Below are 24,699 nucleotides of genomic sequence, written 5' to 3'. Positions count from 1 at the left end.
CCCGGCATACGGTAACGAACGGAGTTCATCAGCATGGACGACAAACACCTGGATAGCCTTCTGCCGCCGCTGCGCCTGGATCGCCGCGGTTTCATCGCCACCGCCGCGGCATCGGGCTTTTGCCTGGCGGCGGGGCCCGTCATGGCGCAGACGGCGATCAAGACCGACGCCAAGGGATTGACCGCCGGCTGGGTGGAAGTGCCGGCCGCCGGCGGGAATATGCGCGCCTATCGCGCCCAGCCGCAGGGGGGTACCCGTCTGCCGACGGTGCTGGTGGTGCCGGAAATCTTCGGCTTGCATGAGTACATCCAGGACATCTGCCGGCGCCTCGCGCACCGCGGCTACCTGGCCATCGCGCCCGATCTCTTCGCGCGCCAGGGCGATCCCACGAAGTACACCGACATTGCCAAGCTGCAGGCGGACATCATCAGCAAAATTCCGGATGCGCAGGTGATCGGCGACCTGGACGCCACCGCCAAATGGGCGGCCGGGCATAACGGCGACGCCGGCAAGCTGGGCATTATCGGGTTCTGCTGGGGCGGCCGCTTCGTATGGCTGTACTCGGCCCACGATCCCAAGCTGAAGGCCGGTGCGGCGTTCTACGGCCCCTTGCGCGGCAAGCGCGACGAGACCCTGCGGCCGAAATTCCCCGTGGACATCGCCGGCGACATGCATGCGCCCGTGCGCGGCGCCTACGGCGCTGAAGACACCGGCATTACGCAGGACGACGTGGCCGCCATGCGGGAAGCGCTATCCAAGGGTTCCTCCGCCGCCAAGGCGTCCGTCATCGACGTCTACCAGGGCGCCGGGCATGCGTTTCATGCCGACTATCGGCCGAGTTACCGCAAGGCGCAGGCGGAACAGGCCTGGGAGCGCATGCTCGAATGGTTTTCGCAGCATAATCTGGCATCGTCGGCGCAGAGTTGACCTGCGCGCGTGTCCGGCCGCCGGCCAGGCACGGGCGTTGCGGCTCGTCGCGTCATCGGCGCGACGAGCGAATGGAAAGCGTTTTTCGTTGTTTCACTGGAGATAATCAATGACCATCAAAGTCGGCGACCGGGTCCCTGACGGCACCCTGACCGAGTTCATCGAAACCGAGACCGAGAGCTGCGCGCTCGGTCCGAACAATTTCCAGGTCGCGGACCTGGTGAAGGGCAAGAAGATCGTGGTGTTCGCCGTGCCGGGCGCTTTCACGCCGACCTGCTCGAACAAGCACCTGCCGGGCTTTATCCAGAATGCGGATGCGTTCAAGGCGAAGGGCGTGGACGAGATCTGGTGCGTGTCGGTCAATGACGCCTTCGTGATGGGCGCCTGGGGCCGCGACCAGAAGACGGGCGGCAAGGTCCGCATGCTGGCCGACGGTTCGGCCACCTGGACGAAGGCGCTGGGCCTGGAACTGGACCTGAACGCGCGCGGCATGGGGATGCGTTCGCAGCGCTATGCCATGGTGCTGGAGGATGGCGTGGTCAAGGCGCTGAATATCGAAGCACCCGGCAAGTTCGAGGTTAGCGACGCGGCATCGATGCTCGCCAAGTGCTGATACGGTCGCCCGCCTGCTGAGTACCGCCCATCCGAGAGCCGCCCAGCGCGGCTCTCGCCATTAAGCGCACTATGTTCGCCACGATTTCCTCTTTCTCTTCCCTGTATATGGCCGCGCTGCTGATGCTGTGCGGTACCGGCCTGTTCAATACCTTCATGGGGCTGCGCCTGACCGCGCAGTCCGTCAGTCCGTTCTGGGTGGGTACCCTGATCGCGGGCTATTACCTGGGGTTGGTCTGCGGCGCGCGGCTGGGACACCGGTTGCTTATCCGTGTGGGCCACATCCGCGCTTTCGTGGCGTGTGCGGCCATCGCCGCCGTCATGGTGCTGGCCCAGGCTTCGATCGAGATATTGTCCCTGTGGCTGGTATTCCGCCTGGTTGCCGGCATCGCCATGGTGACGCAGTTCATGGTGCTGGAAAGCTGGCTGAACGAGCAGACGGAAAACCGGCTGCGCGGGCGGGTTTTCTCCGTCTACATGCTGATGTCCGGCCTGGGCACCGTCCTGGGCCAGCTGTCGCTGACCTTGTTCGCCACGCTGGACCTGCGGCCCCTGACGCTGGTGGCGGTATTCCAGATTCTCTGCCTGGTGCCCATCGCGCTGACCGCGCGCTCGCATCCGGCCACGCCTGTCCCGGCACCGCTGGACCTGCGCTTCTTCGCGTCGCGCGTGCCGCTGTCGCTGACCGTGCTGTTCGTCGCGGGGCTGCTGTCCGGCGGTTTCTACGGCCTGGCCCCCGTGTACGCGGCGCGGCACGGCTTTTCCACCGCCCAGGTGGCGGTGTATGTCGCCGCCACCGTGACGGCCGGCTTGCTGTCGCAGTTTCCGATGGGGTGGGTGTCCGACCGGGTCAATCGCGCCGGATTGATCCGTTTCAACGCGGCCCTGCTGACGGTGTTGCCGGCCTTGATGTGGGGATGGCTGTCCATGCCGTTCCCGTTGCTGCTATTGCTGTCATGCGTGTTTGGCGTGCTGCAGTTCACGCTGTATCCGCTGGGCGCGGCCTTCGCCAACGACCATGTGGAGCCGGAACGCCGGGTCGGCCTGAGCGCGATCCTGCTGATGGCCTATGGCATCGGCGCTTGCGTCGGGCCATTGATCGCCGGCGGCCTGATGTCGCTGGCGGGCCCCAACATGTATTACGTGTTCATTTCCGCTTGCGCCCTGACGCTGGTGCTGACCGTGCGGCCCATCAAAGTGACGCACGAGCATCAGGTGGACGAGGCGCCCATGCACTTCCAGGCCATGCCGGACGCGCTGCAAAGCTCGCCCGCGGCCGCCGCCACCCTGGATCCGCGGGTGGACCCGGAGGTCGACCAGCAACTCGTCATGGTCGAGCCCCAGGCCGACGTGGTGGCGCCTCCCCGGGCCACGGCCGCGGAGGCCGAAGAGTCCCTGGCAAAAGAGACGCGGGCCGAAGACGAGACGCGCGTCTAGCGCCCGCGGGGGGCGGACATCCCCGGTGGTAGGGCGGTGCGCCGGGTTATGGCGCTTTGGCTTTGGCTTTGGCTTTGGCTATGGCTTCCATAGCCATGGCCTAATGCGAGCGGATTATTTGCGTTTATGGAAATATGATTTCCTCATCCTAGGGTTTATCCCTAAGTCCTGGCGGCGCAGAATGCGTTTCATCGGGAACAGCAACGGACATCGCGGAACCCCTCCCCTCCCTCTCCGCGATGTCCGTCCCGAGCCACTCAACCAGGACTAAGGAGTACTGCCATGAATGCCAAGACCATTGTTTCCGCCGTGATTCTTTCTTTCGCCGCCATCGGCGCGGCCCAGGCGGCCAACAGCGAGCCGGACAACGTTCCCTTCCAGGGCGTCTACGGCCAGGCTGCCAATACCGTAAGCCGCGCGCAAGTCGTCGCGGAACTGCAGCAAGCGCGCCTTGCCGGCCTGACGGGCAACAGCGAATCGAACAACGCCCCGTTCACCGCGCAAGCCGATAGCGGTGTGACGCGTGCCCAGATCACCGCCGATATCGACCGCGGCAACACGACGACCAGCATCGCCTTCGGCGACCTGGACAACCAGCCGTTCCAAGGTGCGTAAGCCCCGGCGGGATTCGACGTCCGCTCCGAAGATGCCGGCCCCGTGTCGTTGCCGCCATCATCGCAAGAACAATCGGCCCCGCTGATCGCGGGGCCGATTCATTTCCGCCGCCGCTCGCCGGGGCGTCGATGCGCGATGCAGGCTACCGGCCATCCCGGCCGGCGCGCCGGGGTCGTAGTGGCGCGGTTATTGGAACGTATGGGCGATCGTGGCGTTGCGGTCCGCCGTGACGTTCAGGGTCTGATGGTAGTCAGGGCTCGCATTATTGCGGACGGTGATGTCGTACCTGCCCGGTGCCAGTCTCAGGCTGTTCAAGGGTGGACTGACGCCGCGCGATTTACCGTTGACGAGCACCTCGCCCCAGGGTCGGATGGCGACCGACACCGCGACCGGCGCTTTGCTGGCGGCGGGAATAGGCGGTTTTGCCGCGGCGTTCGCGGTCGCGCCGGGTTTGGTTTCGGGTTTGGCGGCGTTCGCGACGGTGGCGGTCGCGCTGGCGTTTCCTGTGGCCGCGCCCGTGCTTGTGTCTGTGCCCGTGGCCATGGGGCCCGCGGCGCCCGATGGCACGGAAGTCGCCGATGCATCCGGTGCCGTCGACGCGACAGCGGTCGAGGCGCTATCGGCGCCGGATGGCGGCGCCGTTGACGTACCGGGGGTGAGGCCGGGGTTATCCCGCGCCGCCGCTGTCTCCGCGCCATTCGATGGCGACGCGCCTGAACTATTGGCGGTGGAAACCGGTGGGGTCCCTGACGGCACCGTACTGGCCAATGATGATGTGGGACTATTGCCGGGCGCTCCCTCGGCGCCGCCCCTGGTCGATCCCTGCGCCAGGGGTGTCGCCGCTTCCGGCGCTTTGCCCGGCACCGCATTCGGCGTCCCGCTGCTTGCGGCATCGGAAGCGCCGGCTTGCGTCGCTTTCGGTGCTTCTCCTTGTGCATTGCCCGGCGCGGTCGTCGATACGCGGGCCACGGATCTGATGCGCGGCGACGGCTGGGGCCGCAGCCATACGTAAAGCACGACCGCGATCAGCGCGGACACCGCCAGGACCAATAGCCGGGGCGCGCGTTGGCGTGGACGGTGCTTGCGCGAAGCGGACGCCCGCGGCCGCTCGCTTTTCGGATATCGACGTTCGGGCTCCTCGCGCGTGTGGATGGACGCAACGGCCTCCGCATATTGGGCGGCGGCGGGATCCTGCGCGGGCGTCCGCGCGGTGGCGGCCTGCGTATCGGCCAGCCGTCCTTCCCGATACACGGTGACGCCGCTCTCCCGGCCGCCGGGATCATGTCCGCCGGAAGCCGGCTCGAACCCGGCGTCGCCAGCCGGCGCGGCGGGTTCGGCATCGATAGCGGGGGGCAGCCCGTCCGGGTCCTCCAGCGCGCTCGGATGATGGCGGGGCACGGCTGCGGCGGCCGGCGGCGATCCCTCCATCGGCGCCGCGGCCATGCTGGCGCCTGGCCCGGCGGCCGGCGGCGATACCTCCATCGACGCGGCGGCCACGCTGGCGCCTGCCCCGACGTCCAAAATCGCCGCTCCGGTCTGCGTTGTCCCGGCCGGTGTCGCGTTGTCCAGCGGCGCCGCGGTCTCTTTCGCCGCGGCGGCGGTTGCCGCGGCGAACCCCAGCGCCCGCGCGAATTCATCGATGTCCCGTGGACGCGCTCGCGCGTCCATGGCCAGGCCGCGGTCCAGCACGGCGCAGAAAGCCTGTTCCTCGGGCCCGCGCCGTTGCGCCAGGGGCACATAATCGTCGTGCACGCAGCGGGCCAGCGCCGGCGGCGGGGCAAGGCCGGTCAGCAGCGCGCAGGCGGTGGCGGAAAGCGCGTAGATATCCGTCCATGGCCCGCAGGGGGTGTCCGGGTCGTCCGTGTATTGCTCGAAGGCGGCATAGCCCTCGCGGCGGGTCGCGTTCTCCGCATTGGCCGCTGGCGCCAGGGGGGGCGTCAGCAGGCTCGCGCGTCCGTACCCGTCCCACCCGATCGTCGACGGCGCGATATCTCCGTGCGCGCGTCCCGCCCGGTGCAGATCGCGCAGGGCAGGGGCAAGGTCGGCCAGGATGCGGCGGATGCGGTCCGTCGACATGCCGCCCGCGGCCGCGTAGCGATCCAGCGTTTCAACGTCACGCGCGGGCAAGGATGCGGAAACTGAGGGCATGGTCGGCTCCGGGAACTGGCGTCGTCATGGCCGCCACGCGGGCAGCGAGGAAAACAGCCGGGAAAACAATGTTGCGTTCAGGGCGCCGCCGTGTACATAGGTCTGAAGCGGGGCCCCGTCGGCCTGGTTGGTCCACCAATAGCTGGTATGAGAACTGGGGTTGAAGCAGAACGGCAGGTCGGGCCAGGCCGCCAGCGACCGCGTGGCAAGCGGGGTGGCGGCCCCGGTCGTGCCGGCGTTCAGGATATCCATGATGTCGCTGCCGCCCGGTGACGGCAGGTCCGGCGCGCCGCCGGGCAGGCTGACGTACAGCAGCGACCGGTCGAAGATTTCCGGTGTGCAGCCGTGCCTGACCGCCGCCAGCATGTTCATGCCGATCTGGCGGTAGTAGTCGGTCGCGCCGTCGAGCAGGCCGCTGCGGTACTCGTCGGCGCGCATCGGCAGGGCCACGCACAGCGGATAGCCGCGGCCCACGCGGTCGCGGCTGGGCGCGATGCAGCCCAGCTGGGCGACGCCCGCCCCCAGGCCGGCGGGAATGGCGAAGTTCCAGATGGGCGCGCCGGCGAAGCCGCGCGCCGTGTGCGGCTCCGCGGCCTGCTTCAGCCCGGCCACGCCGTGTTGCAGCCAGCGGTCCCACCATGCAATCAGTTCGCGGGAAAGCCGCCGGTGCACGAAATCGCCCGACGCGGGAATTTTTCCGTACCAGCCCAGGCGGCCATTCAGTTCGCCGCGGTTCGCGCCATCCATGTTTTCCGTCCATCCGCCGTCGGTTCTCTTGGCCATGCCCGTATCCGTTCGCGCCATCCCGGCCCGCTCAAGCCTTGCCCGGACAGCTGTAGCCCTGCATCTCGGCCAGGTGGAACGGGCTCTTGACGCTGCTGGCGGTGATTTCCAGCACCACCTTGCGGCCGTTGAAGTCGAAGGTCGCCACCGTGGTTTCCGGCGACTTGCCGCGCGTCAGCTGGGCCTTGTCCAGCATGCGGTTCAGCGCCCATGGGCCCGAGGTCGTCATGCCGGCGGTGCCGACCTGGGGCGTCAGTTCGATGCTGACCTGGTTGGACCCGCGCGGGCCCGGCCATTGCACCGTCGTCGCCACTTGCGGACCGTGTACGTAGCGGATGGTCTGGCCGTCGACGTCCATCAGGAATTGCGTAATGCCGGCGTCCATTTCCAGCGGCCGTATGGACACGCGGAACGAGGGCATGGGATTGCCGGCGGTGAAGTACACATCGCGGATAATGCCGGCCTTCTGGAATGCGTCCAGATAGCCGGCGGGCTCGCCGGGCTTGCCGTCGATGCCGGGCTTGAAGCGCCAGCGCGTGCCCGATACGTCTATCTGGTTGACCAGGTTCTTCTGGAAGAAATCGTCCATCATGCCGTTGGGCGCGAACAGCCGCGCCATGTCGTTGGGCGCGACGTCGCGGGTGGATTGCGGGGCGAAGGGATAGCGCCCGGCAATGGATTGCCGGCAGAACAGCCCGACAGTGGCCGACACGGTTTCGCCCATGCGTTCGCGGGCCACGCCGGAGACCTGGCCCGAGGCATTGACCGACAGCGTGGCCAGCAGGTCGCGCACGGGTTCCGGCATGCGGCCGGCTTCGGCCTGCAGCTTGGTGACGACGTCCGATCCCGGTGCCGGGCTGGCGCTGCGCAGGGCCGCGTCGGCGGCGGTCAGGTAGGTATACAGATCGTTGATCAGCCCGGTGGTGGCCGCGATGGGGGGCGGCCCGCCCGCGCTTTCGCTCTGCGTCAGCCGCCGATAGGGTTCGAAATGCCGGTCGACGATGAGCTCCAGCTTGTCGTCGCTGGCATCGGCGCGGGTCGCCGCGCCCGGGCCCGTGGGGCCGAACATCTGTTCCAGCGCGTCGCGCGTGCTGCTGACGCGATCGCGCGCCTGGTCCATCAGCGATCGCTGGTCCGCGTTGGCATCGCGCAGCAGCGTGGTTTCGCGGGCCACGCCGCGCACCAGTTGGGCCAGCGGGGAGTCGGGCGCGGATAGCGTTCGCGCCATCTGGATGTTCTGCAGCAACGACGTACTGGGCGCCAGTTGCAGGTCGTTCAGGTATCCATCCCAGCGCGCCACGTAGTCGTTCATGTACAGGCGCTTGATATCGACGATCAACTGCCGCCGCGAGGCATCGTCCAGCAGGCCCGGGGGCGGTATGTCCAGTACCCAGGCGTCGTCGCTGCGCAGCACCTCCGCCACGCGATCCACCCGTTTGTTGAAGACGTCCCAGTAGCCGCGGTAGCTGTACAGCGCGGGAATGCCGTCGGTCAGCGGCTTGCCGCTCTTGCGCACGAATACCGATGTCGCCGAAGGCCCGCCCAGTGTGACCGCGGTGTTGTCCGGCGCGTCATCGTCGTTGGCCAGCATGCGGCGCAGGCGGCTGTAGGCGCGCTGCGCCAGCGTGTAGCGCGCCAGCCGTTCGCGCGCGGCGCGTACCAGCGTGTCGTCGCGCGGGAAGGGCGAAGACAGCACCCTGTCGCGCACCAGGTTGCGCAGGTGCAGGGACAACTGGTCGTACTGGCGGCGCGTATAGCCTTCCGGCAGCGTTTTCTGCATATCCGACAGCAGCCAGGCATGCATGAAGTCCGCGTCGTAATGGTTGGCTTCGTAAAGCATCAGGTAGGCCCGCAGCGCCTCGTAGGAGAATTCCAGGTCGTTGGCGGGAGCGGTGCGCAGCGCGGTTTCCACGCGGCGCGCGACCTGCGGCAGCAGCGTCTGTTCCAGCGTGCCGCGATAGACCCCCAGCGCGGCCGATTCCATTTTGCGTCCCTGGTACAGGCCGAAGGTATGGTCCAGCGGCGGATCGCTCAATTCGAAACTGGCGTCGCGCGGCAGGTACCACAGGCTGTCCAGGTAGGGCATCAGGCCCAGCACGTCGCCCGCCTGCGTGATCTTCAGGTCCCGGCCCAGCTTGTCCACCGTGGGCACGCGGCGCGCCACTTCGTCCAGATAGGCGGCGTTGTTCTGGTAGCTGACGATCCACCCCGCCATCAGGGCCAGGAACAGCACGGTGATCGCCCCATAGCCGGCCCAGTGCAACTGGCGGTAGCGGCGCTCCCAGCGCAGATTGCGGCCGGCCAGGCCGGACTCGCGGAAGATCACGTCCCGCAGCAGGTTCTTCAGGAAGTAGCTGCGTCCTTCGCCGGGGGCGGGGGTTTCGGCCACCGCCGCGGCGCCCGTGTCGATGCGCAGATAGCGCTTCAGGTGGCCGGTGACCTGGTCGAAGGTTTCGCCGCCCTGCGTGCCGCTGGTGAAGTACACGCCGCGCGGCAGCAGCCGCGCTTCGTACTTGGAGGTGGCGAACACGTCGCTCAGGAAATGGCCCAGCACCGCCTGCAGGCCGGCGAACTGCTGCGGCAGCATGTATGCCAGCGCGCGCCGCGCCGGGTCGGTTTCGGCGGCCAGCACCTCGGGCAGCGCATCGTCCAGGCGCCGCTGCAAAAGGCGGTATTCGGCGTGGAAGGATTCGTACAGGTCGAAGTCGGCCTGCTGGGTGCGGGCATAGGGCAGGGTAAAGCCCCACACCTGCGCCAGATCGTCGCGGCTGAAGGACGCGAAGTACTCCTCGAAGCCCGACAGCAGATCCGTCTTGGTGACCAGCACATAGACGGGGAACTGGATGCCCAGCTGTTCGCGCAATTCCTGCAGCCGGCGCCGCAGCACGGCGGCGTGCTGCACGCGCTCGGAATCGGACGCGCGCAGCAGGTCTTCCACGCTGACGGTCAGCATGGCGCCGTTGATGGGCTGGCGTCCGCGGTATTTGGACAGCAGGCCCAGGAAGCCCTTCCATTCGTCCTCGTCGCCGGTGGGATCGCTTTCGTGGGTGGTATAGCGGCCGGCGGTATCCAGCAGTACCGCGTCGTCGGTGAACCACCAGTCGCAGTTGCGCGTGCCGCCCACGCCGCGCAGCGCGACCTTGCCGAAGCGGTCGGCCAGCGGGAAGTTCAGGCCGGAATTGACCAGCGCGGTGGTCTTGCCGGCACCCGGGGCACCGATGATGACGTACCACGGCAGCTGGTAAAGATACTGCTTGGAATAGCGGTGCAGGCCAAAGCGTCCCCCTTCCTGGAAGCGTGTCTTGCGCAGCAGGTCGACCGCTTCGTCGAAGCGATCCTCGAGCTGCCGCATCTGGTCGTTGTCGGCCGGCCTGGCCGCCGGCTTTTCGCGCGCGGGCCTGCGCAATTGGCCCAGCAGCTGGGCATTCAGGCGGCCTTCGCGCCACTTGCGCCACAGCAGCCGCAACAGCCAGATGCCGAACAGCGCGACGATCACGACGATGCGCACGGTCTCGCTTTCGAGCGGCCGCGTGGCGCCGATCGCCAGCAGCGGACCGACGATCCAGACCAGGATGGACAGGGCAACGACGCCCAGGAAATTCCACAGGCCGCGGCTGAACAGGAAGCCGAAGCAGCGATAGAACAACGTAGCGATCATGGTTGCGCACCCTCTAGGGTGGTTTCGCGCGGAACGGGCGGGATCATCAGGGTGATTTCGACGCGGCGGTTCAAGGCGCGGCCGGCGGGCGTGTCGTTGGGCGCCATGGGATCGGCGTCGCCGCGGCCTTCCGCGCGTACCCGGCCCGGCTGGCCCAGGCGCTGTTCCAGGATGGCCTTGACCGTATCGGCGCGCGCCTGCGACAGATGCCAGTTGGACGGGTAGCGCGCGCTGCGCATGGGCTGGTTGTCCGTGTAGCCGCGCACGAGAATGACGCCGTGCGTCTCGCGCAGCGCATCCGCCACGCGCGACAGCACCGTCATGTACGAGCCGCGCACTTCCGCCGCGCCCGATTCGAAGGCGCCATCGCCGCGCAGCACCACCACGCTGCGGTCGACCTGGTCCTGCACGGTGACCAGGCCGTCGCGGATTTCGGGCGCCAGGAAGACCGCCAGGCGGGGGGCGGGGGCGGGACGCGGCGCGGGCGGCGCGGCGATCTGCACGGTGGGCGCCTTCAGCGCGTTCACGGCGGCGAAAACCTGGTCGGACTGGCCGCCCAGGCGCCAGCTCAGCCCCAGATACAGCAGCAACGCCAGGACCGCCGCCAGCGCGCCATACGCCCATAGCGGGACGGGCAGGCGGCGCAGTTGCGCCTGGGCCGGGGCGTCGCGCCAGTGGGGCGAGAGCTCGCGCGGATACTCGCCGCGCGCCGAGCGCAGGATGCGCAGCAGGCGCTGGCGCAGGGTCTCCAGTTGCGAGCGGCCGTTGTCCACCACCCGGTAGCGGCCTTCGAAGCCCAGCAGCAGGCAGTAATAAAGCAGTTCCAGCAGGTCCAGGTGCTGGCTGGGATTCTGCGACAGCCGGCTCAGCAGCTGGAAGAATTTTTCGCCGCCCCAGGTCTCGTTGTGGAAGGTGACCAGCAGGCTGTGCGCCGACCACACCCCATTGCCGCCCCATGGCGTCAGCGCCGCGGCCTCGTCCAGCGCGGTGCACAGGCAGTAGCGCGCGCCCAGGATGGTTTCGTTGGGGATGCCGGCCTGCTGCGCCCGCAATTCGAACTGCCGTACCTCGTCGAGCAGGTGCTCGCGCAGCATGGCCGGCGACGGATGGCTGGCGGTGGCGCGGATCTGCGGGATCAGGTCCAGCAGGGGATTGGCGGCCGCCACCAGCGGATTGGAACCGCTGATCACGTATTCGTGCGGCCGCAGGCGGCTGGATGCCGCGGCGCCCATGTCGCCCATATCGCCGATACCGCCCGGCGGGCTGGGCAGGGCGCTGTCCGATGCATGCATTGCGTTCTCTCCAGGGGCCGGCTCAGTCGCGCAAGGCCCAGAATTCCATCGCCAGGCCGGGGAAGTCGCCGGCCAGGTGCAGCGCCAGCGCGCCGGTACGCTCCAGCTGTTTCCAGAAGTCGCCGCTCTTGTCGAGTTCGAAGTACACGTGGCCGGCGCTATACGGGATCTGCCGCGGCGCCACCGGCAGCGCGCGCACGGTCACGCCGGGCAGTTGCAGGTGGACGAGGTCGCGGATTTTTTCCACCGGGCCGATCTTGACCTGCGAGGGAAAGCGGGTGCGCACCGTATCCGCGGGCATGTCGGCGCGCACGGCCAGGACGAAGCCCGCGCTGCGCAGCAGGTTCAGGTCCGGGACCTGGGCCACGCTCACGCCCTGGCCGCGGTCGTGCAACGGGATGCGCAAGGCGCGTTGTTCCAGCACGGCCGACAGCGAGCGGCGCAGTTCTTCCATCAACGGCAGGAAGGTGGCTTGCAGATCGTCGTGCGCATAGTCGGGCAGGACTTCGGGCCGACGCGTGGGCGACGTATAGGTGGCCAGATCGCAGGCCAGCATCAGCCAGTCGTGGAACAGTCGCTCCGGATGCAGGCTTTCCACCTGGCGCGCGTGCCACAGCGCGCCCAGATAGCGGTTGACTGCTTCCAGCAGCATGAAATCCGAGACCTCCGCCACGCCGCCGCGTCCGGGTTCGGCCACGCGCCGGGCCAGCGCTTCGCTGCGGGCGTCCAGCAGTCCGTAGAGCTCCTGCACGTAGCCGCGCAGCGCCGCCTGCGTGCCGCAGGCCAGCCAGGGGGGGATATAGCGGTCGTCCAGCACCACGCGGTTGTCGGCCCGCCGTTCCAGCACGCGCGCCACGCCCAGGCCCAGCCATTCATCCGTCAGTTCGCTTTCCAGCATCAGCCGCAGGCGCAGCCTGCCGACCTGCACCAGGGCCGGCTCCAGGCCCAGGCTGCCGCTGTCCTCGACTTCGGTCTCTTCCACCAGGTAGCGGGCCAGCGTGGCCTGCGTATCCTCGTAGGCGATGTCGCCGGCGCCCGCGCGCCGGCGCGGCAGGGCCAGCATCACGCGCGTGTCGGCGGTGCCGGGCGGCACGTCCAGCGCGGGGGGCGCTTCGTCGGCCTGCCAGAACTCGAAGGGCGTGCCGTCCGGCAGCACGCCGCGCGCTTCGCTCAGCGCGATCTTGCCCAGCGCCAGCGCGTCGCGGTCCACGGCCAGATGGGAATAGCCCCAGAAGAAGGCCTGCCCCGCGGACGCGCGTTGCTGTATCGCATGCTCGAGATAGCGCTCGAACTGCTGGAAGTGCTGGGGACGCAGGAACATCCCCTCGGACCAGATGACTTTGTTCCGCTGTGCCATGACGTAGGATTCAGGGTTATCGCTCAGAAGGGCCACCAGGATCGGTCGCGCTCGGTCTCCGACAGGCCTTTGGTGCCCACGGCGATCTGGATCTTTTCTTCGTTGGGAGAGAACTGCCAGACCTTGTAGATATTGGTGTTCTGCGCCTCCGGCAGGGGGATCACCAGGCGCCACTGGCTGTGTTCCAGATCGCGGTAGCCGGCCACGATGCCCACCACGCGCGCGTCGGGGCTGCCAGGGCGCTCCAGCGTCTGCGTTTCGCCGGGCCTGACGATGACCTGGTCGGTATTCAGCAGGTCCTTGCCCAGCGCGGCCTGTGGATCGCCCTGCAGCGAGAAGTAATCGCGCGACTCGAACGTGCCGGGCGATTTCAATTCGTAGACGGTGACCTGTATGGGCGAGGGGCGCTGGTTCACATCGGGATTGACGCGCGGATCCGCCGTCAGGACGATGGCGTAAGGGATGGGGACCTGCCGCGCGGTCGACGAACACCCGGCCAGCGTCACCGTGCCGAGCAGGCCCGCGGCGGCCAGGACACGCAGGATCGATCCGGCCCGCTTCATGCCGCGCCCCCGCGTACGATTTCCTGCGCGTGCCGGAATACGGGACCCCACATCGGATGGCCCGCTTCCGTGGAGGGCAGCTGGAAAGCAGGCTCGATGCGCAGGATACGCACGAAGCCGTCCTGGCACAGCTGCGTGTATTGGGTCAGGCAATAGCTGTATGCCTGCAGCTTCAGCGCTTCCACGCGCGTGGCGTCCGGCGCCTCGGCCAGGGTTTCCGACGTCGCCACGGTGCGGATCACGCCGCCGTAGTCGCCGGCCAGGTATTGCTCGCGCACCTGGGCCAGGGCCTGCTGTTGGGCGGGGCTGGTCGTCGCGCAGCCCGCGATCGACGCGGACGCGGCCAGCAGGACGGATAGGAAGGAGGACTTCTTCATCATGCGTACTCGTAGGTGAATTCGCCATCGGCGGCATCCAGCGCGATGGCGCCGATGCCGCGCTCCTGCGTCGAGGCGGATAGCAGTGCGTGGCTGATGCGCGGCAGCACGCTGTTGGTCAGGATCGCGTCGACCATGCGTGCGCCGGATTCCACTTCGGTGCAGCGTTCGGCGACCAGGGCGGTGGCGCGCGGCGACACGGTCAGCGCGATGCCGTGGTTGTCCATCAGGCGCCGGCGGATGCGGTCGAACTGCAGGTCGACCACGCCCTTCAGCATGGCGTCGCTCAAGGGCAGATAGGGCACCACCGCCAGGCGTCCCAGCAGCGCGGCGGGAAATACGCGCAGCAGCGGTTCGCGCAGCGCGGATGCCAGGCCCTCGGCATCGGGGGCCAGCTGCGGATCCCGGCACAGCCGCGCGATCAGGTCGGCACCCACATTGGAGGTCAGCAGGATGATGGTGTTGCGGAAATCGATGTGGCGCCCTTCGCCGTCTTCCATCCAGCCCTTGTCGAACACCTGGAAGAAGATCTCGTGCACGTCCGCGTGGGCTTTCTCGATCTCGTCCAGCAGCACCACGCTGTACGGCCGCCGCCGCACCGCCTCGGTCAGCACGCCGCCCTCGCCATAGCCCACGTAGCCGGGCGGCGCGCCCTTCAGGGTGGAGACGGTGTGCGGTTCCTGGAACTCGCTCATGTTGATCGAGATCAGGTTCTGTTCTCCGCCGTATAGCGCCTCGGCCAGCGCCAGCGCGGTTTCCGTCTTGCCGACGCCGCTGGGCCCGCACAGCAGGAATACGCCCACCGGCTTGCCCGGATCGGTCAGGCGCGCGCGCGAGGTCTGCACACGGCGCGCCACCGTATCCAGCGCGTGGCGCTGGCCGATGACGCGGCGCTCCAGCGTGGCGGCCAGGTCCAGCACGGCGCGCGCTTCGTCCCGCACCATGCGGCCCACCGGGATGCCCGTCCAGTCCGCGACCACCGCGGCCACGGCGGCGGCGGTGACGGCCGGATGCACCATGGGGGCATCGCCCTGCACCTTGGCCAGCGCGTCCTGCGCGCGGGCCAGCTGCCCGCGCAGGTCCGCGCCGCGGTCCGCCGGCGTGGCGGCATCTTCCAGGCCGGCACGCAGGGCCAGCAGGCCGGCGCCCAGCGCGCGCTCTTCTTCCCAGCGCGACGCCAGGACGGCTTCGGCATCGCGTGCCTCGGCCAGCCGCGTGTCCAGGTCCAGGATGCGCGCCTCCGGGCCGATGCCCAGGCGGGCTTCGCGGTCGGCGATGTCCCGTTCGATCTCCAGGATCTGGATGCGGCGGCGCGCATCCTCCAGCGCGGGCGCCACGGCATGCTGGCTGACCGCGACGCGCGCGCAGGCGGTATCCAGCAGCGCCACGGCCTTGTCCGGCAACTGGCGCGCGGGGATGTAGCGATGCGAGAGCTTGACGGCGGCGTCGATGGCCTCGTCCAGCAACAGCACGTTGTGATGGCGCTGCAGCGTGCCGGCCAGGCCGCGCAGCATGTCCAGCGCGCGCGATTCGTCCGGCTCGTGCACCTGCACGACCTGGAAGCGGCGCGTCAGCGCGGGGTCTTTTTCGATGTACTTCTTGTACTCGGACCAGGTGGTGGCGCCGATGGTGCGCAGCTGGCCGCGCGCCAGAACGGGCTTGAGCAGGTTGGCCGCGTCTCCCGTACCGGCCGCGCCGCCGGCGCCGATCAAGGTATGGATTTCGTCGATGAACAGCACGATGGGTTTTTCGCTGGCCTGGACGTCATCGATGATGGCGCGCAGGCGCTGTTCGAATTCGCCCTTGACGCCGGCGCCCGCCTGCAACAGGCCCAGGTCCAGCAGGTACAGCGAGACGTGGCGCAGCGCGGGCGGCACGTCGCCCGCCGCCAGGCGCAGGGCCAGGCCTTCGACCACCGCCGTCTTGCCCACGCCGGCCTCGCCGGCCAGCAGCGGATTGTTCTGCCGACGCCGCATCAGGATATCGACGATCTGGCGGATTTCCTCGTCGCGGCCGGTCACCGGGTCGATCTCGCCGGCGGCCGCGCGCGCGGTCAGGTCGACGGCATAGCGCGCCAGGGCCTGCCCGCGGGTACCGGGCGCGGCCGCGCCGTCCGCCGCGCCGCCGGCGGCTTGCGCCGGCTCGGCCGCGTCCTCGGGCGAGCCCGCCACGATGGCATCGAGCTCGTCCAGCAGCACGTCCGGCACGATGCGCGCGAACTGCGGCGACATGCCCAGCAGCACGTTGCGCAGCGCGTAGGTCTTGACGAGCGCCAGCATCAGGTCGCCGCCGCGGATGCGGGCGCGGCCGTAGCGCAGCGATGCCAGTATCCACGAACGCTCGACGGCATGGTCGATATGTTCCGACAGGTCGGATACCGAGCCCGCGCCGCGCGGCAGTTGTTCCAGCGCACCCGTCAGATCCGCTTGCAGGCGGTCCGGATCCAGCTCGAAACGATGAGCGATGCGTTGCACGTCGCCGTCCTGGCGCTGCAGCAGCTGGTGCACCCAATGGACCAGTTCGACATAGGGGTTGCCGCGCAGCTTGCAGAACGCGGTCGCGCTTTCCAGGCCCTGGTAAAGCAGGGGATCGAGTTTGCCGAAGAGATCGATACGGCCTATGTCGGACATGGATGCCTTTGCGTCAGGATAGCGATTGCATGCGTGGTTTCAGCCCGTGCCATTCCAGGGTGGCGGCGCGTCGCGGGGCGTGACGGCACGCCGGGCGCCCGGTCGCGCGCGAGGACTCATTCCGGCGGCGCGCATTCGAAGGAGAGGGCGATCGGACGGTCGCCCGCCAGCGTCGCGTCGCTGGCCAGCGGCAGCGTGCGCTGGCCGGATTTGCCCGCGTTCAGGCGGCCCGCCAGCAGCAGCACGCGGCTATCGTTATCCAGGACGACCCGCGAGGTGTAGCTGGCGATGGCGGACTTGCAGCCGCATTCGCCGATCGGCTTGCGCACGTCCAGGGCGACGCCCTGCAGCAGCACGCCGTGTTCGACGGTGCGCGTGCCCGGCTGGATCGCGACGCAGGCACGCAGGCTGTTCTCCACGGTGACGGCACCCGCGGCCCGCGCGGGCGTGCCGCCGAAGGCCAGCATCGCGGCGCCGGCGGCCAGGGCAAGCAAAGTGTTGGCGCTATGGCTGGACACGCGTGCCTCCGTAGGTCGCCTGGCCCGGTACGTATTGCACCAGCAGGATCATGGCCTCGCGATGGCTGCTGCGCACGTAGGTACGCAGCAGGGGAAAGATGCGGCCTTCCACCTCGATGCAACCGTGGCTGTACCCCTTAATGGAATCGTGCAGGTAGAAGCCGCCGCGCGCGGGGGTGCAGCGCCGGCGCGTGGCTTCGTCGGCGGGCTCCATGCGGGCGCGGTTCCAGCCCCAGTTGGCCCAGTACGGTTCGCATGCGCCCGCCGCGGTTCCGCGCGGAATCGCCTGCATGCCCCAGGCGGGCTTGAGGGCGCAGGCATTGCGTCCGTCATCCTGCGCCGTGCCGCGGTCCGCCAGCATGAGCTTGTAGTAGCCGGGTGGAATCGGGCCGCTGTCGCCGGCGCAATATTCGTCCGGCAACTGATGTCCCGGCAGGCCGCTGCTGGCGCGGAATTTGCCGTGGCCCGGCCAGTCCAGGACCTGGCCGTCGTAGAACATATCGTGCCTCACTGCATGGTCTCCTCGGTTTCAGGATTGGGCGCCGCCGAGGCGGCGCGGGCGCGGCTGGCGCGAACGGCGTCCCGCGCGGCCCGCTCGCGGGCTTCGTAATCGATCAGCAGATCGCCGGCATCGCCCTGCGCGGGCCGGCGCTGCCCCAGCCACGCGGCCAGGCCCAGCGGCTGGGGCGACCCCAGGCGCACGCCGCGCACGTCGCTGGCACGCAGCACGGGCCGCGCATCCCAGGCGAATTCGACGCCGATGTAGTGGCGCACCCAGTGCATCAACTGGCGGCCGCGCGCGCCGCCCGGCAGGAACGCCTGGTAGCTGGCAAGATCCAGCGGACCGAGATCGATGCGGAATCGATGCTGCGCGTCGCGCACCGCCGCGCCCAGCACGGTGTCGCGTCCCAGTCCCATGCCGCTGCCCAGGGTCAGGCGCTGCGCCGGCTCCAGCCGTATCCATTGCGGCACGAATTCGCCGATGCGCACGGGGCACCGGAAGAACTCCCGCAGAATGTGCTTCAGGCCTTCCGGGTTGCGCGTCTGCCGCAGCAGGTGCCCCGCCATGTAGTACTTGGCGTGGTCGGTCACGGCGTCGCGGCGCCGCATGGAGGGCTGGCCCATGTGCAGCAGGCTGGCCACGTAGCGCGTAAAGCGTTCCTCTCCGCGATCCAGGCTGACCGTGCTCTGCGCATCCGCCCAGGCCCGGTAGAACAGCAGAATCAGCCGGTGATGGAAGATGTCGGCAAAGGCCGACAGCGTGCGGTCGCGGTGATGATGCAGGCGTTCGCGCGCATGCTCGGTCAGGTGCAGCGGCAGCGGGCCGTTGGGCCCGAACAGGCCGAAGCTATAGATGGACAGCTCCGGAAGCTGCCCGGTTTGCGCGGCCCGCGCGGCGGCCAGCGTCGACGGCGCGAACGCCAGGGAGGGTTCCTGGCGCAGGCGGACGGGCTCGTTGCGCGGCAGGCTGTCGCGCCCCAGGGGCGCGCGCGCGCCCGCCCGCGCGTCGATCCAGCGCAGGGTATTGAACAAATCGTGCGAGTAGGGCGAGTCCTCCAGGCGGCGCCAGAATCCGGCCGGCAACACGGCGGGCGCGGCGCGCAGGCCGGCGCTATCCCATGTGTATCTGCTTGGCATCGACCTTCACCAGCTCGCCGCCGGTGACCATGGTGTAGTTGGCGTGCACGCGCGCCGCCTGCTCGGCCTGGTAGTCCAGCGTGCCGGCGCGCACCTGTTCCACTTCCTCGGTGGTGCGAAAGCTCAGGCGGCTCATCAGCGTGATGCGGTCCATGACGGCCTCGTACGCCTTGCCGACCAGGCGGGTCGTGCCGACGGTGGCCTGCAGCTCCGTGGCGACGTAGCGCAGGCGGTCGGCCACGCAACGGACGTCGCGCGCGTGCAGGGCCAGTTCGTCCGTTTCGACCCGCACGGCGGCGCCGCCGCGCAGGCTGATGGTGCCGGCGCTGTCCAGCGACAGGTTGCCCTGCGCGGATTCCAGCGTCACATCGCCGGGCAGTTCCAGCCGCGAACGGCCGGCATCGGCCTGGGCGACGACCGCGATCAGGTAGACGCGCGTCGGGTCCGGCCCGCTGATCAGCACGTCGTCGCCGACGCCGGGCGCCAGCAGGCAACTGGCGGCGCGTTGCGCGCGCCAGGGACGGCCGTCGCAATCCACGCGATAGCGGCCGTCGTCTTCGCGCGCGACGACGCGGCCCAGCAGGTGGACGGGATCGTAGGCAGGATATCGGCGCGCGGCGGCTGCGGTTGTCATGATGGCTTTCCTCTCGTCTCTTCCAAAGTGCGCTATACCGCGGGGCGGGTCCCCATGCGCGGTTTCCACCGGGCGACTTCGCCGCGCTGCAGGGTCGACAGGACCAGCTCCGTCATCATGTTGATCGACACATGGCGGGCGAAGAACTTTTCCAGTACCGCGCCGAACAGGTAGGGGCTGATGCCCGAGAACGCCGCTTCGTCGACGTCCAGGCCGATGCGCACGCCGCGTCCGTAGACGATGGGCCCGAGCGCCGGCAGGCGATGGTGCATCGGGGTGACCCGCATATGGCGCACGCCGGCGATATGCTTGCGCACCACCGGGTCCGCCAGATTGCCGTATACCGTCAGCATCTCGCGCAGCGTCTGCGCGCCGGCTTCTTCGTCCAGATCCGTCAGGCTCAGGTAGTTCAGGCCCAGGTGGCTGATCAGGTGCCAGGTCGCGGCATCCTCGGCCAGCGCGGGTTGGGGCCGGGTCGGTCCGTGCAGCACCTTGATCGCGCCTACCGGCGCCGATATGCGCAGCGTCAGGTCGGTCTGCGTGCCCAGCGGCAGCAATACCGCCAGATCGCGGTTGGTGCACAGCGTGTCCAGGGTCAGGTGCCGCAATTGGCCGGAAAACGGCGCCTCGTGGCGATCCACCAGGGACAGGTATACCTCGCTGCCCGTGTAGCCGGTGCGCGTCCCGTTGCGCCGGGCCGCATCGGAAATCAGGCGCGGCTCGCGGCGCATCGAATAGTAGGCGCCGTAGTCGTCGGGATCGCTGAACACCGAGCCGTAGAACGGCCGGAATTCCTGTTCCGGGCGATCCGCCGATGCGTGGCCGGCGACCCGCGTCATGGCATAGATCTCGTAGTCCAGCGGCCGCGTGCGATCCACCACCACGTGGTATTCGGAGGTGCGCGCGGTGACGGCGACGCGGTCGGCCCGCTTGGGAAACAGGTTGATGACCGGGGCGCAGTGCAGTGCCAGGTTCCCGGCGACGATGGCGCCTTCCAGTTCCGGGGCCGCCGCGGAAAACAACAATGTCAGGTCGAAGGCCCGCGTCTCGCGCGCCGCGCCGCCGGGGACGGCAGCGCGCAGTCCCTGCTTCAGGCCATTCACGCTGAAGAACAGATAGCGGCGCGGGAAGGCGAAGTATTCCTGCAGCAGGCGATATCCCTGGAAAACGCGGGCATCCGCCGGCAGCAGCGCCTGGTCGTCGTCGAAGCCTTCGTGGCGTACCGCGCTGGCCGGCATACGGTTGATCCAGGCCACCGGCCGCGCGCTGTCGTGGCCCAGCACGGCGACCGTGCTGCCGACGACAAGCTCCAGCAGGCGCTGCATCTGCAGGTCCTGGCCGTTCAGATAGAACACCAGCTGGTCCAGGTCCAGGTCTTCCAGGCGCAGGCCGCCGCAGACTTCGATGCGGATGCGCAGCGCGCTCAGCACGCGCTGCCCGCGCCCGCCCAGGCCCAGCCGGGTCAAGGGCAGGTCGGGCGGCGGCGGGCCGAAGGACGCCTCCGCCACCCGCAGCGGCCACAGCTTCAGGTGGTGGCCGGTCATGAATTCCGCCGGCGTCTGCTCGCCGCGCGGGACCTTGCCGCGCAGCAGCGTGCCGCGCGGCAGGTCGAAGCCGCGTGCCAGCGTGCCTTCGTTCATGCTGGGTTCGAAGCGCACCACGGCCATGGCCGGCGTGGGGGCCAGATAGTTGGGGTAGACGACTTCCAGCAGGCGCTGCGAGAAGCGGGGGAACTCCGCATCCATCTTCATGTGGATACGCGCGGTCAGGAAGCTGAAGCCTTCCAGCAGGCGTTCCACGTAGGGATCGGCCACCTCGGTGGCGTTCATGCCCAGGCGGCCGGCGACCTTCGGGTACTGCCGCGCGAACTCCGCGCCCATCTCGCGCATGTAGACCAGTTCGCGGTTGTAGTAGTCCAGCAGCCGGCCGTCCATCAATAGCCTCCCAGGTCGCGCAGGTCCATGTGGCTGCTTTCCAGGTCGATATCGGTGCGGAACAGGAATTCCAGGGGATGGGGCACGCACCACAGCATGCCCTTGATTTCCAGGCTGAGCACGTTGTGGTGTTCCAGCGTGCCGGTGTCGGTCACGCAGCGTACTTCCACCGACGAATCCAGGATGCGCGGCTCGAAGGCGGCGATGGCGCGCCGGATGGAGTCCTCGACGTCGATCCAGTCGATGTCCGACATGCGCTTGCCGGCCAGCGCGCGCACGCCGTAGTTCACCACCGAGTCGGCGGCATGCCGGTGCGCGCCGAGGTCGTCGGTGGTCTCCAGGTTGACGGTATTCAACAGCCAGCGCAGGTCGCGCAGCACGACCTCCCGCAACTGCGCGTGCGTCAGCATCGAGGATTCGCGCGGCTCCTCGCGCTTGCCGGGTTCGTCGTCCAGCAGGCGATCGAGCAGCGAGGGTTGCAGGCGGTCGCGCGCGGCGAGCGCCTTGGCGTCGCTATGGCCCATCGGCATGCTCCACCGCGCGGATATCCAGCAGCGCGTACTCGCCCTGGTCCGTCAACCACATCTTCTGGCCGAGGCCGGTGTAGGTCTCGCCGTGCAGCGGCTCCCATTGCGTCAGCCGTCCCAGGCGCAGGCGCTCGTCCTGGTCCGCCATGCGGCGGCCCACGGGCGCCGGGTAGCGCGCCGGTACCAGCGCATGCAGCACGCGCGCGTCCGCCAGCGTAATCTCGGCACGCGCCCAGATCATGTCGCACAGCGTTTCCGGCGGCAGCAGCCGTATCCGGCGCAGATAGGAAAACGGCAGCCAGGCGTAATGTTCGCCCTGGATGAACTCGAAGACGGGCCCCAGGCGGCTGTCGCCGTCGCAGATCCAGGGAAATCTCAGCGGCCCGGTGTCGCCCGCCTGTTCCAGCGTGCCGGCCAGGGGCTCGGCTTCTTGCAGTGCCTGGCCGCGCAGCGCCGCGGCACGCACAACGTCCGTGGCGTCGTGTCGCAGGGCTTGCAGCAAACAGTCCAGCCAGGGCGGGCGGGGCCCCGGCACGGCCGGCTCCGCCTGCCCCGCCAGGACGGCTTCGCGCTGCCGCTCGGCCGCGATCGCGCGGTCGTACATCAAGGCCGTCGGGGCGGCCTGCGGATTCAGTTCGGCGCTCAGCTTGAGCTGTTCGACCGCGCGTTCCCATTCGCCCTGCACGGCCAGCAACTGGAACAGCCGGGCGCGCGCATCCGCATCGCCGGGTTGGCGGCGGATCCGCGCGACCGCCGTATCCATGTGCGTCGCAAGGCTGCCTGTGTGAAGGGAAACGGCGGTCTCGGTCATGGGTATCAGCCGACTTCCTTGTTCTGCTTGATATCCCAGGCGACCAGCGTTTCGGCGCCCTTGCCGCCCTGGTCCGTCTGCTCCCAGTACTGCTGCTTGACCTTGGCGGCCTGGAAAGCGAAGTTGGCGATCACGCCCGCGTCCGAGCCGCCATCGCCAGACAATTGCACGGAGGAGACCAGCACGTCTTCCAGGGTGATCTTGGAATACTCGATCTGGGTGCCGCCGGCCTTGCACATGGACAGCTGCACCATGTTCAGGTGCTTGCCGCTGGCGCAATGCTTCATCACCGCCGGGGCGGCCTTGTCGATGCGCGCCACCACGTGCAGGTCGTTGAAGCTTGCCTTGCCCGCGCCCAGGCCGCCGCCGCTCGACAGATTGCCGGGCTGGGTGGCACCCCAGGAAAACGACAGCACATCGGACCAATCCTTGTGATTGGCATCCTTCGATTCGCCATTGGCGCCATCGATCTTCATGAAAATATCAACAGCCACTTGCTTCTCCTGATTTGAGGTCCAGCCAGAGTCCTGCTTGGAAAAAGCCACGCCGCGGGCCTTCTGCACGAGAAAAACCCGGCGGAACCGGCGATGAAAAGCGCCTTCGGTCGGCACCCGGCCATGTCGGATGCGCGGCCCTGGGACGTAAGGCCATCCGTGCCGCACCGCTACCGCGGCGGGCCGTGCCCGAGGCTCGGCCGCCCCGGCGCGGCACGGTGGCGTAGCGGTCCAGTCAGCCCTCGTTCTGCTTGAGCGAGGGCAATTTGGACACGAGCCGCAGCGACACCGTCAACCCTTCGAGCTGATAGTGCGGCCGCAGGAAAAACTTGGCGGCGTAGTAGCCGGGGTTGTCCTCGACCTCCTGCACCTGGACTTCGGCGGCGGCCAGGGGCTTGCGCGCCTTGGTTTCCTGGGAGGAGTTGACGGGATCCCCATCGACGTAATTCATGATCCAGTCGTTCAGCCAGCGCTCCATGTCGTTGCGTTCGCGGAAGGAACCGATCTTGTCGCGCACGATGCACTTCAGGTAGTGGGCGAAGCGGCAGCAGGCGAACAGGTAGGGAAGCCGCGCGGACAGCTTGGCATTGGCGGCGGCGTCCGCGTCGTAGTAATCGTGCGGCTTTTGCAGCGACTGGGCGCCGATGAAGGCGGCGAAGTCGGTGTTCTTGCGGTGCACCAGCGGCATGAAGCCGTTCTTCGCCAGTTCGGCCTCGCGGCGGTCGCTGATGGCGATCTCCGTCGGGCACTTCATATCGACGCCGCCGTCATCGGTCGGGAAGGTATGGCAAGGCAGGTTTTCCACCGCGCCGCCCGACTCCACGCCGCGTATCGACGTGCACCAGCCGTACAGCTTGAAGGAGCGGTTGATATTGGCCGCCATGGCGTAGGCCGAGTTGGCCCAGGTATAGCGGTCGTGGTTGGAGCCGTCGGTGTCTTCCTCGAAATCGAAGTCGTCCACCGGATTGGTGCGCGCCCCGTAGGGCAGGCGGGCGAGGAAGCGCGGCATGGCCAGGCCGATGTAGCGCGAGTCCTCGGATTCGCGCAGGCTGCGCCAGGCGGCGTACTCGGTATTCGTGAAGATCTTGGTCAGGTCGCGCGGGTTGGCCAGTTCCTGCCAGGTATCCATCTGCATGACGTTCGGCGATGCGCCGGCGATGAACGGGCAGTGGGCCGCGGCGGCGATGCGCCCCATTTCGCCCAGCAGTTCGACGTCGGGCGGGCTGTGGTCGAAGTAGTAATCGCCCACCAGGCAGCCGATGGGCTCGCCGCCGAACTGGCCGTACTCTTCCTCGTACACGCGCTTGAAGATGGGGCTTTGATCCCAGCCCACGCCCTTGTGGCGCTTGAGCGTCCGGCCCAGCTCCTGCTTGGAGATGCACATCACGCTGATCTTCAGCAGCTCGTCCGTCTCGGTGTTGGACACCAGGTAGTGCAGGCCGCGCCACGCGCCTTCCAACTGCTGGAAGTCGGCGTGATGCATGACCAGATTGATCTGCTCGGACATCTTGCGGTCGATCTCGGCGATGATCGCCTGGATCGTGCGGTAGGCATCCGAGGACAGGCCGACGCCGCTGTTCTGCAGCGCCTGGTGCGCCAGGGTGCGCACGGCATGCTCGACCGCCTCGCGGGCCTGTTCGGTCTTGGGCTTGAACTCCTTTTTCAGCAGGACGGACAGGTCGTCCGCCTCCAGCGCTTCATCGGCGCGTTGCGCCGCGCGTTGTGCCGTTGCGGTCATGGCGTT

Annotated in this window: 21 protein-coding genes; 4 read left to right on the top strand and 17 right to left on the bottom strand. The window is 68.4% G+C overall.

The window, feature by feature from the left end:
• Positions 1-33 precede the first annotated feature (33 nt).
• From CAL28_RS24335 to CAL28_RS24320, 4 genes are all read left to right on the top strand, one after another.
• On the top strand, positions 34-927 hold the full coding sequence (locus CAL28_RS24335; RefSeq protein WP_094843719.1) for a dienelactone hydrolase family protein: 894 nt from the start codon (positions 34-36) through the stop codon (positions 925-927).
• A 109-nt stretch (positions 928-1,036) separates the two neighbouring features.
• Positions 1,037-1,540, top strand: coding sequence for a peroxiredoxin (locus CAL28_RS24330; protein WP_094843718.1), 504 nt, complete (start codon positions 1,037-1,039; stop codon positions 1,538-1,540).
• 71 nt (positions 1,541-1,611) lie between these two features.
• The gene (locus tag CAL28_RS24325) at positions 1,612-2,976 is read left to right on the top strand and encodes an MFS transporter (RefSeq protein WP_094843717.1); all 1,365 of its coding nucleotides are present in this window, start codon (positions 1,612-1,614) and stop codon (positions 2,974-2,976) included.
• Positions 2,977-3,258: 282 nt separating this feature from the next.
• Positions 3,259-3,591: a DUF4148 domain-containing protein gene (locus CAL28_RS24320; protein WP_094843716.1), complete on the top strand. Its 333-nt coding sequence runs from the start codon at positions 3,259-3,261 to the stop codon at positions 3,589-3,591.
• A gap of 186 nt (positions 3,592-3,777) precedes the next feature.
• Here CAL28_RS24320 and CAL28_RS24315 read toward each other — a convergent pair whose 3' ends face one another.
• The 17 genes from CAL28_RS24315 to tssC form a co-directional block, all read right to left on the bottom strand.
• On the bottom strand, positions 3,778-5,739 hold the full coding sequence (locus tag CAL28_RS24315; RefSeq protein ID WP_094843715.1) for a hypothetical protein: 1,962 nt from the start codon (positions 5,737-5,739) through the stop codon (positions 3,778-3,780).
• A 24-nt stretch (positions 5,740-5,763) separates the two neighbouring features.
• Positions 5,764-6,486 (bottom strand): type VI secretion system-associated protein TagF, encoded by a 723-nt coding sequence (gene tagF, locus CAL28_RS24310; protein ID WP_094844824.1) that lies wholly within the window; start codon positions 6,484-6,486, stop codon positions 5,764-5,766.
• A gap of 67 nt (positions 6,487-6,553) precedes the next feature.
• Positions 6,554-10,168, bottom strand: coding sequence for a type VI secretion system membrane subunit TssM (gene tssM, locus CAL28_RS24305; RefSeq protein ID WP_094844823.1), 3,615 nt, complete (start codon positions 10,166-10,168; stop codon positions 6,554-6,556).
• An 8-nt stretch (positions 10,169-10,176) separates the two neighbouring features.
• Positions 10,177-11,472 carry a DotU family type VI secretion system protein gene (locus tag CAL28_RS24300; RefSeq protein WP_094843714.1) on the bottom strand — a complete coding sequence of 432 codons (1,296 nt, stop codon included), beginning with the start codon at positions 11,470-11,472 and terminating at the stop codon, positions 10,177-10,179.
• A 22-nt stretch (positions 11,473-11,494) separates the two neighbouring features.
• The gene (tssK, locus tag CAL28_RS24295) at positions 11,495-12,829 is read right to left on the bottom strand and encodes a type VI secretion system baseplate subunit TssK (RefSeq protein WP_094843713.1); all 1,335 of its coding nucleotides are present in this window, start codon (positions 12,827-12,829) and stop codon (positions 11,495-11,497) included.
• 23 nt (positions 12,830-12,852) lie between these two features.
• Positions 12,853-13,392: a type VI secretion system lipoprotein TssJ gene (gene tssJ, locus CAL28_RS24290; protein ID WP_094843712.1), complete on the bottom strand. Its 540-nt coding sequence runs from the start codon at positions 13,390-13,392 to the stop codon at positions 12,853-12,855.
• Entirely contained in the window at positions 13,389-13,769 is a 381-nt protein-coding gene (locus CAL28_RS24285) for a TssQ family T6SS-associated lipoprotein (protein ID WP_094844822.1), read from the bottom strand. The genes tssJ and CAL28_RS24285 overlap by 4 nt, the downstream gene beginning before the upstream one ends.
• Positions 13,769-16,399, bottom strand: a complete 2,631-nt coding sequence (gene tssH, locus CAL28_RS24280; protein ID WP_094843711.1) for a type VI secretion system ATPase TssH — start codon at positions 16,397-16,399, stop codon at positions 13,769-13,771. The genes CAL28_RS24285 and tssH overlap by 1 nt, the downstream gene beginning before the upstream one ends.
• Before the next feature lie 116 nt (positions 16,400-16,515).
• Positions 16,516-16,917 carry a DUF2195 family protein gene (locus tag CAL28_RS24275; RefSeq protein ID WP_254926217.1) on the bottom strand — a complete coding sequence of 134 codons (402 nt, stop codon included), beginning with the start codon at positions 16,915-16,917 and terminating at the stop codon, positions 16,516-16,518.
• A complete protein-coding gene (locus tag CAL28_RS24270) occupies positions 16,904-17,428 on the bottom strand; it encodes a tlde1 domain-containing protein (protein WP_094843710.1) in 525 nt (174 codons plus the stop codon). Before CAL28_RS24270 ends, CAL28_RS24275 begins: the two co-directional genes overlap by 14 nt.
• Positions 17,425-18,555 carry a type VI secretion system baseplate subunit TssG gene (gene tssG, locus CAL28_RS24265; protein ID WP_094843709.1) on the bottom strand — a complete coding sequence of 377 codons (1,131 nt, stop codon included), beginning with the start codon at positions 18,553-18,555 and terminating at the stop codon, positions 17,425-17,427. The genes CAL28_RS24270 and tssG overlap by 4 nt, the downstream gene beginning before the upstream one ends.
• Positions 18,530-19,189 (bottom strand): DUF3540 domain-containing protein, encoded by a 660-nt coding sequence (locus CAL28_RS24260; RefSeq protein WP_094843708.1) that lies wholly within the window; start codon positions 19,187-19,189, stop codon positions 18,530-18,532. The genes tssG and CAL28_RS24260 overlap by 26 nt, the downstream gene beginning before the upstream one ends.
• 32 nt (positions 19,190-19,221) lie before the next feature.
• Complete coding sequence (gene tssF, locus CAL28_RS24255) at positions 19,222-21,123, bottom strand: type VI secretion system baseplate subunit TssF (protein ID WP_094843707.1); 1,902 nt, start codon at positions 21,121-21,123, stop codon at positions 19,222-19,224.
• Positions 21,123-21,647 (bottom strand): type VI secretion system baseplate subunit TssE, encoded by a 525-nt coding sequence (gene tssE, locus CAL28_RS24250; protein ID WP_094843706.1) that lies wholly within the window; start codon positions 21,645-21,647, stop codon positions 21,123-21,125. The genes tssF and tssE overlap by 1 nt, the downstream gene beginning before the upstream one ends.
• Positions 21,637-22,461, bottom strand: a complete 825-nt coding sequence (locus tag CAL28_RS24245; protein WP_094843705.1) for a type VI secretion system accessory protein TagJ — start codon at positions 22,459-22,461, stop codon at positions 21,637-21,639. Before CAL28_RS24245 ends, tssE begins: the two co-directional genes overlap by 11 nt.
• A gap of 5 nt (positions 22,462-22,466) precedes the next feature.
• Positions 22,467-22,955, bottom strand: coding sequence for an Hcp family type VI secretion system effector (locus CAL28_RS24240; RefSeq protein WP_176464094.1), 489 nt, complete (start codon positions 22,953-22,955; stop codon positions 22,467-22,469).
• Between the two features lie 235 nt (positions 22,956-23,190).
• On the bottom strand, positions 23,191-24,693 hold the full coding sequence (gene tssC, locus CAL28_RS24235) for a type VI secretion system contractile sheath large subunit (protein WP_094844820.1): 1,503 nt from the start codon (positions 24,691-24,693) through the stop codon (positions 23,191-23,193).
• Positions 24,694-24,699: the final 6 nt, after the last annotated feature.

This window comes from Bordetella genomosp. 11, assembly GCF_002261215.1.
Taxonomy (GTDB): domain Bacteria; phylum Pseudomonadota; class Gammaproteobacteria; order Burkholderiales; family Burkholderiaceae_B; genus Bordetella_C.
This window is presented reverse-complemented; position numbering and strand designations above follow the sequence as displayed.

Coding starts and splice junctions, on each gene's coding strand:
- tssK (WP_094843713.1), bottom strand. CDS start 12,829: ATGGCACAGCGGAACAAAGTCATCTGGTCCGAGGGGATGTTCCTGCGT.
- CAL28_RS24335 (WP_094843719.1), top strand. CDS start 34: ATGGACGACAAACACCTGGATAGCCTTCTGCCGCCGCTGCGCCTGGAT.
- tssC (WP_094844820.1), bottom strand. CDS start 24,693: ATGACCGCAACGGCACAACGCGCGGCGCAACGCGCCGATGAAGCGCTG.
- CAL28_RS24300 (WP_094843714.1), bottom strand. CDS start 11,472: ATGCATGCATCGGACAGCGCCCTGCCCAGCCCGCCGGGCGGTATCGGC.
- tssE (WP_094843706.1), bottom strand. CDS start 21,647: ATGGGCCATAGCGACGCCAAGGCGCTCGCCGCGCGCGACCGCCTGCAA.
- CAL28_RS24260 (WP_094843708.1), bottom strand. CDS start 19,189: ATGACAACCGCAGCCGCCGCGCGCCGATATCCTGCCTACGATCCCGTC.
- CAL28_RS24285 (WP_094844822.1), bottom strand. CDS start 13,769: ATGAAGAAGTCCTCCTTCCTATCCGTCCTGCTGGCCGCGTCCGCGTCG.
- CAL28_RS24315 (WP_094843715.1), bottom strand. CDS start 5,739: ATGCCCTCAGTTTCCGCATCCTTGCCCGCGCGTGACGTTGAAACGCTG.
- tssG (WP_094843709.1), bottom strand. CDS start 18,555: ATGCCAAGCAGATACACATGGGATAGCGCCGGCCTGCGCGCCGCGCCC.
- tssF (WP_094843707.1), bottom strand. CDS start 21,123: ATGGACGGCCGGCTGCTGGACTACTACAACCGCGAACTGGTCTACATG.
- tssH (WP_094843711.1), bottom strand. CDS start 16,399: ATGTCCGACATAGGCCGTATCGATCTCTTCGGCAAACTCGATCCCCTG.
- tssJ (WP_094843712.1), bottom strand. CDS start 13,392: ATGAAGCGGGCCGGATCGATCCTGCGTGTCCTGGCCGCCGCGGGCCTG.
- tagF (WP_094844824.1), bottom strand. CDS start 6,486: ATGGATGGCGCGAACCGCGGCGAACTGAATGGCCGCCTGGGCTGGTAC.
- CAL28_RS24320 (WP_094843716.1), top strand. CDS start 3,259: ATGAATGCCAAGACCATTGTTTCCGCCGTGATTCTTTCTTTCGCCGCC.
- CAL28_RS24325 (WP_094843717.1), top strand. CDS start 1,612: ATGTTCGCCACGATTTCCTCTTTCTCTTCCCTGTATATGGCCGCGCTG.
- CAL28_RS24330 (WP_094843718.1), top strand. CDS start 1,037: ATGACCATCAAAGTCGGCGACCGGGTCCCTGACGGCACCCTGACCGAG.
- CAL28_RS24245 (WP_094843705.1), bottom strand. CDS start 22,461: ATGACCGAGACCGCCGTTTCCCTTCACACAGGCAGCCTTGCGACGCAC.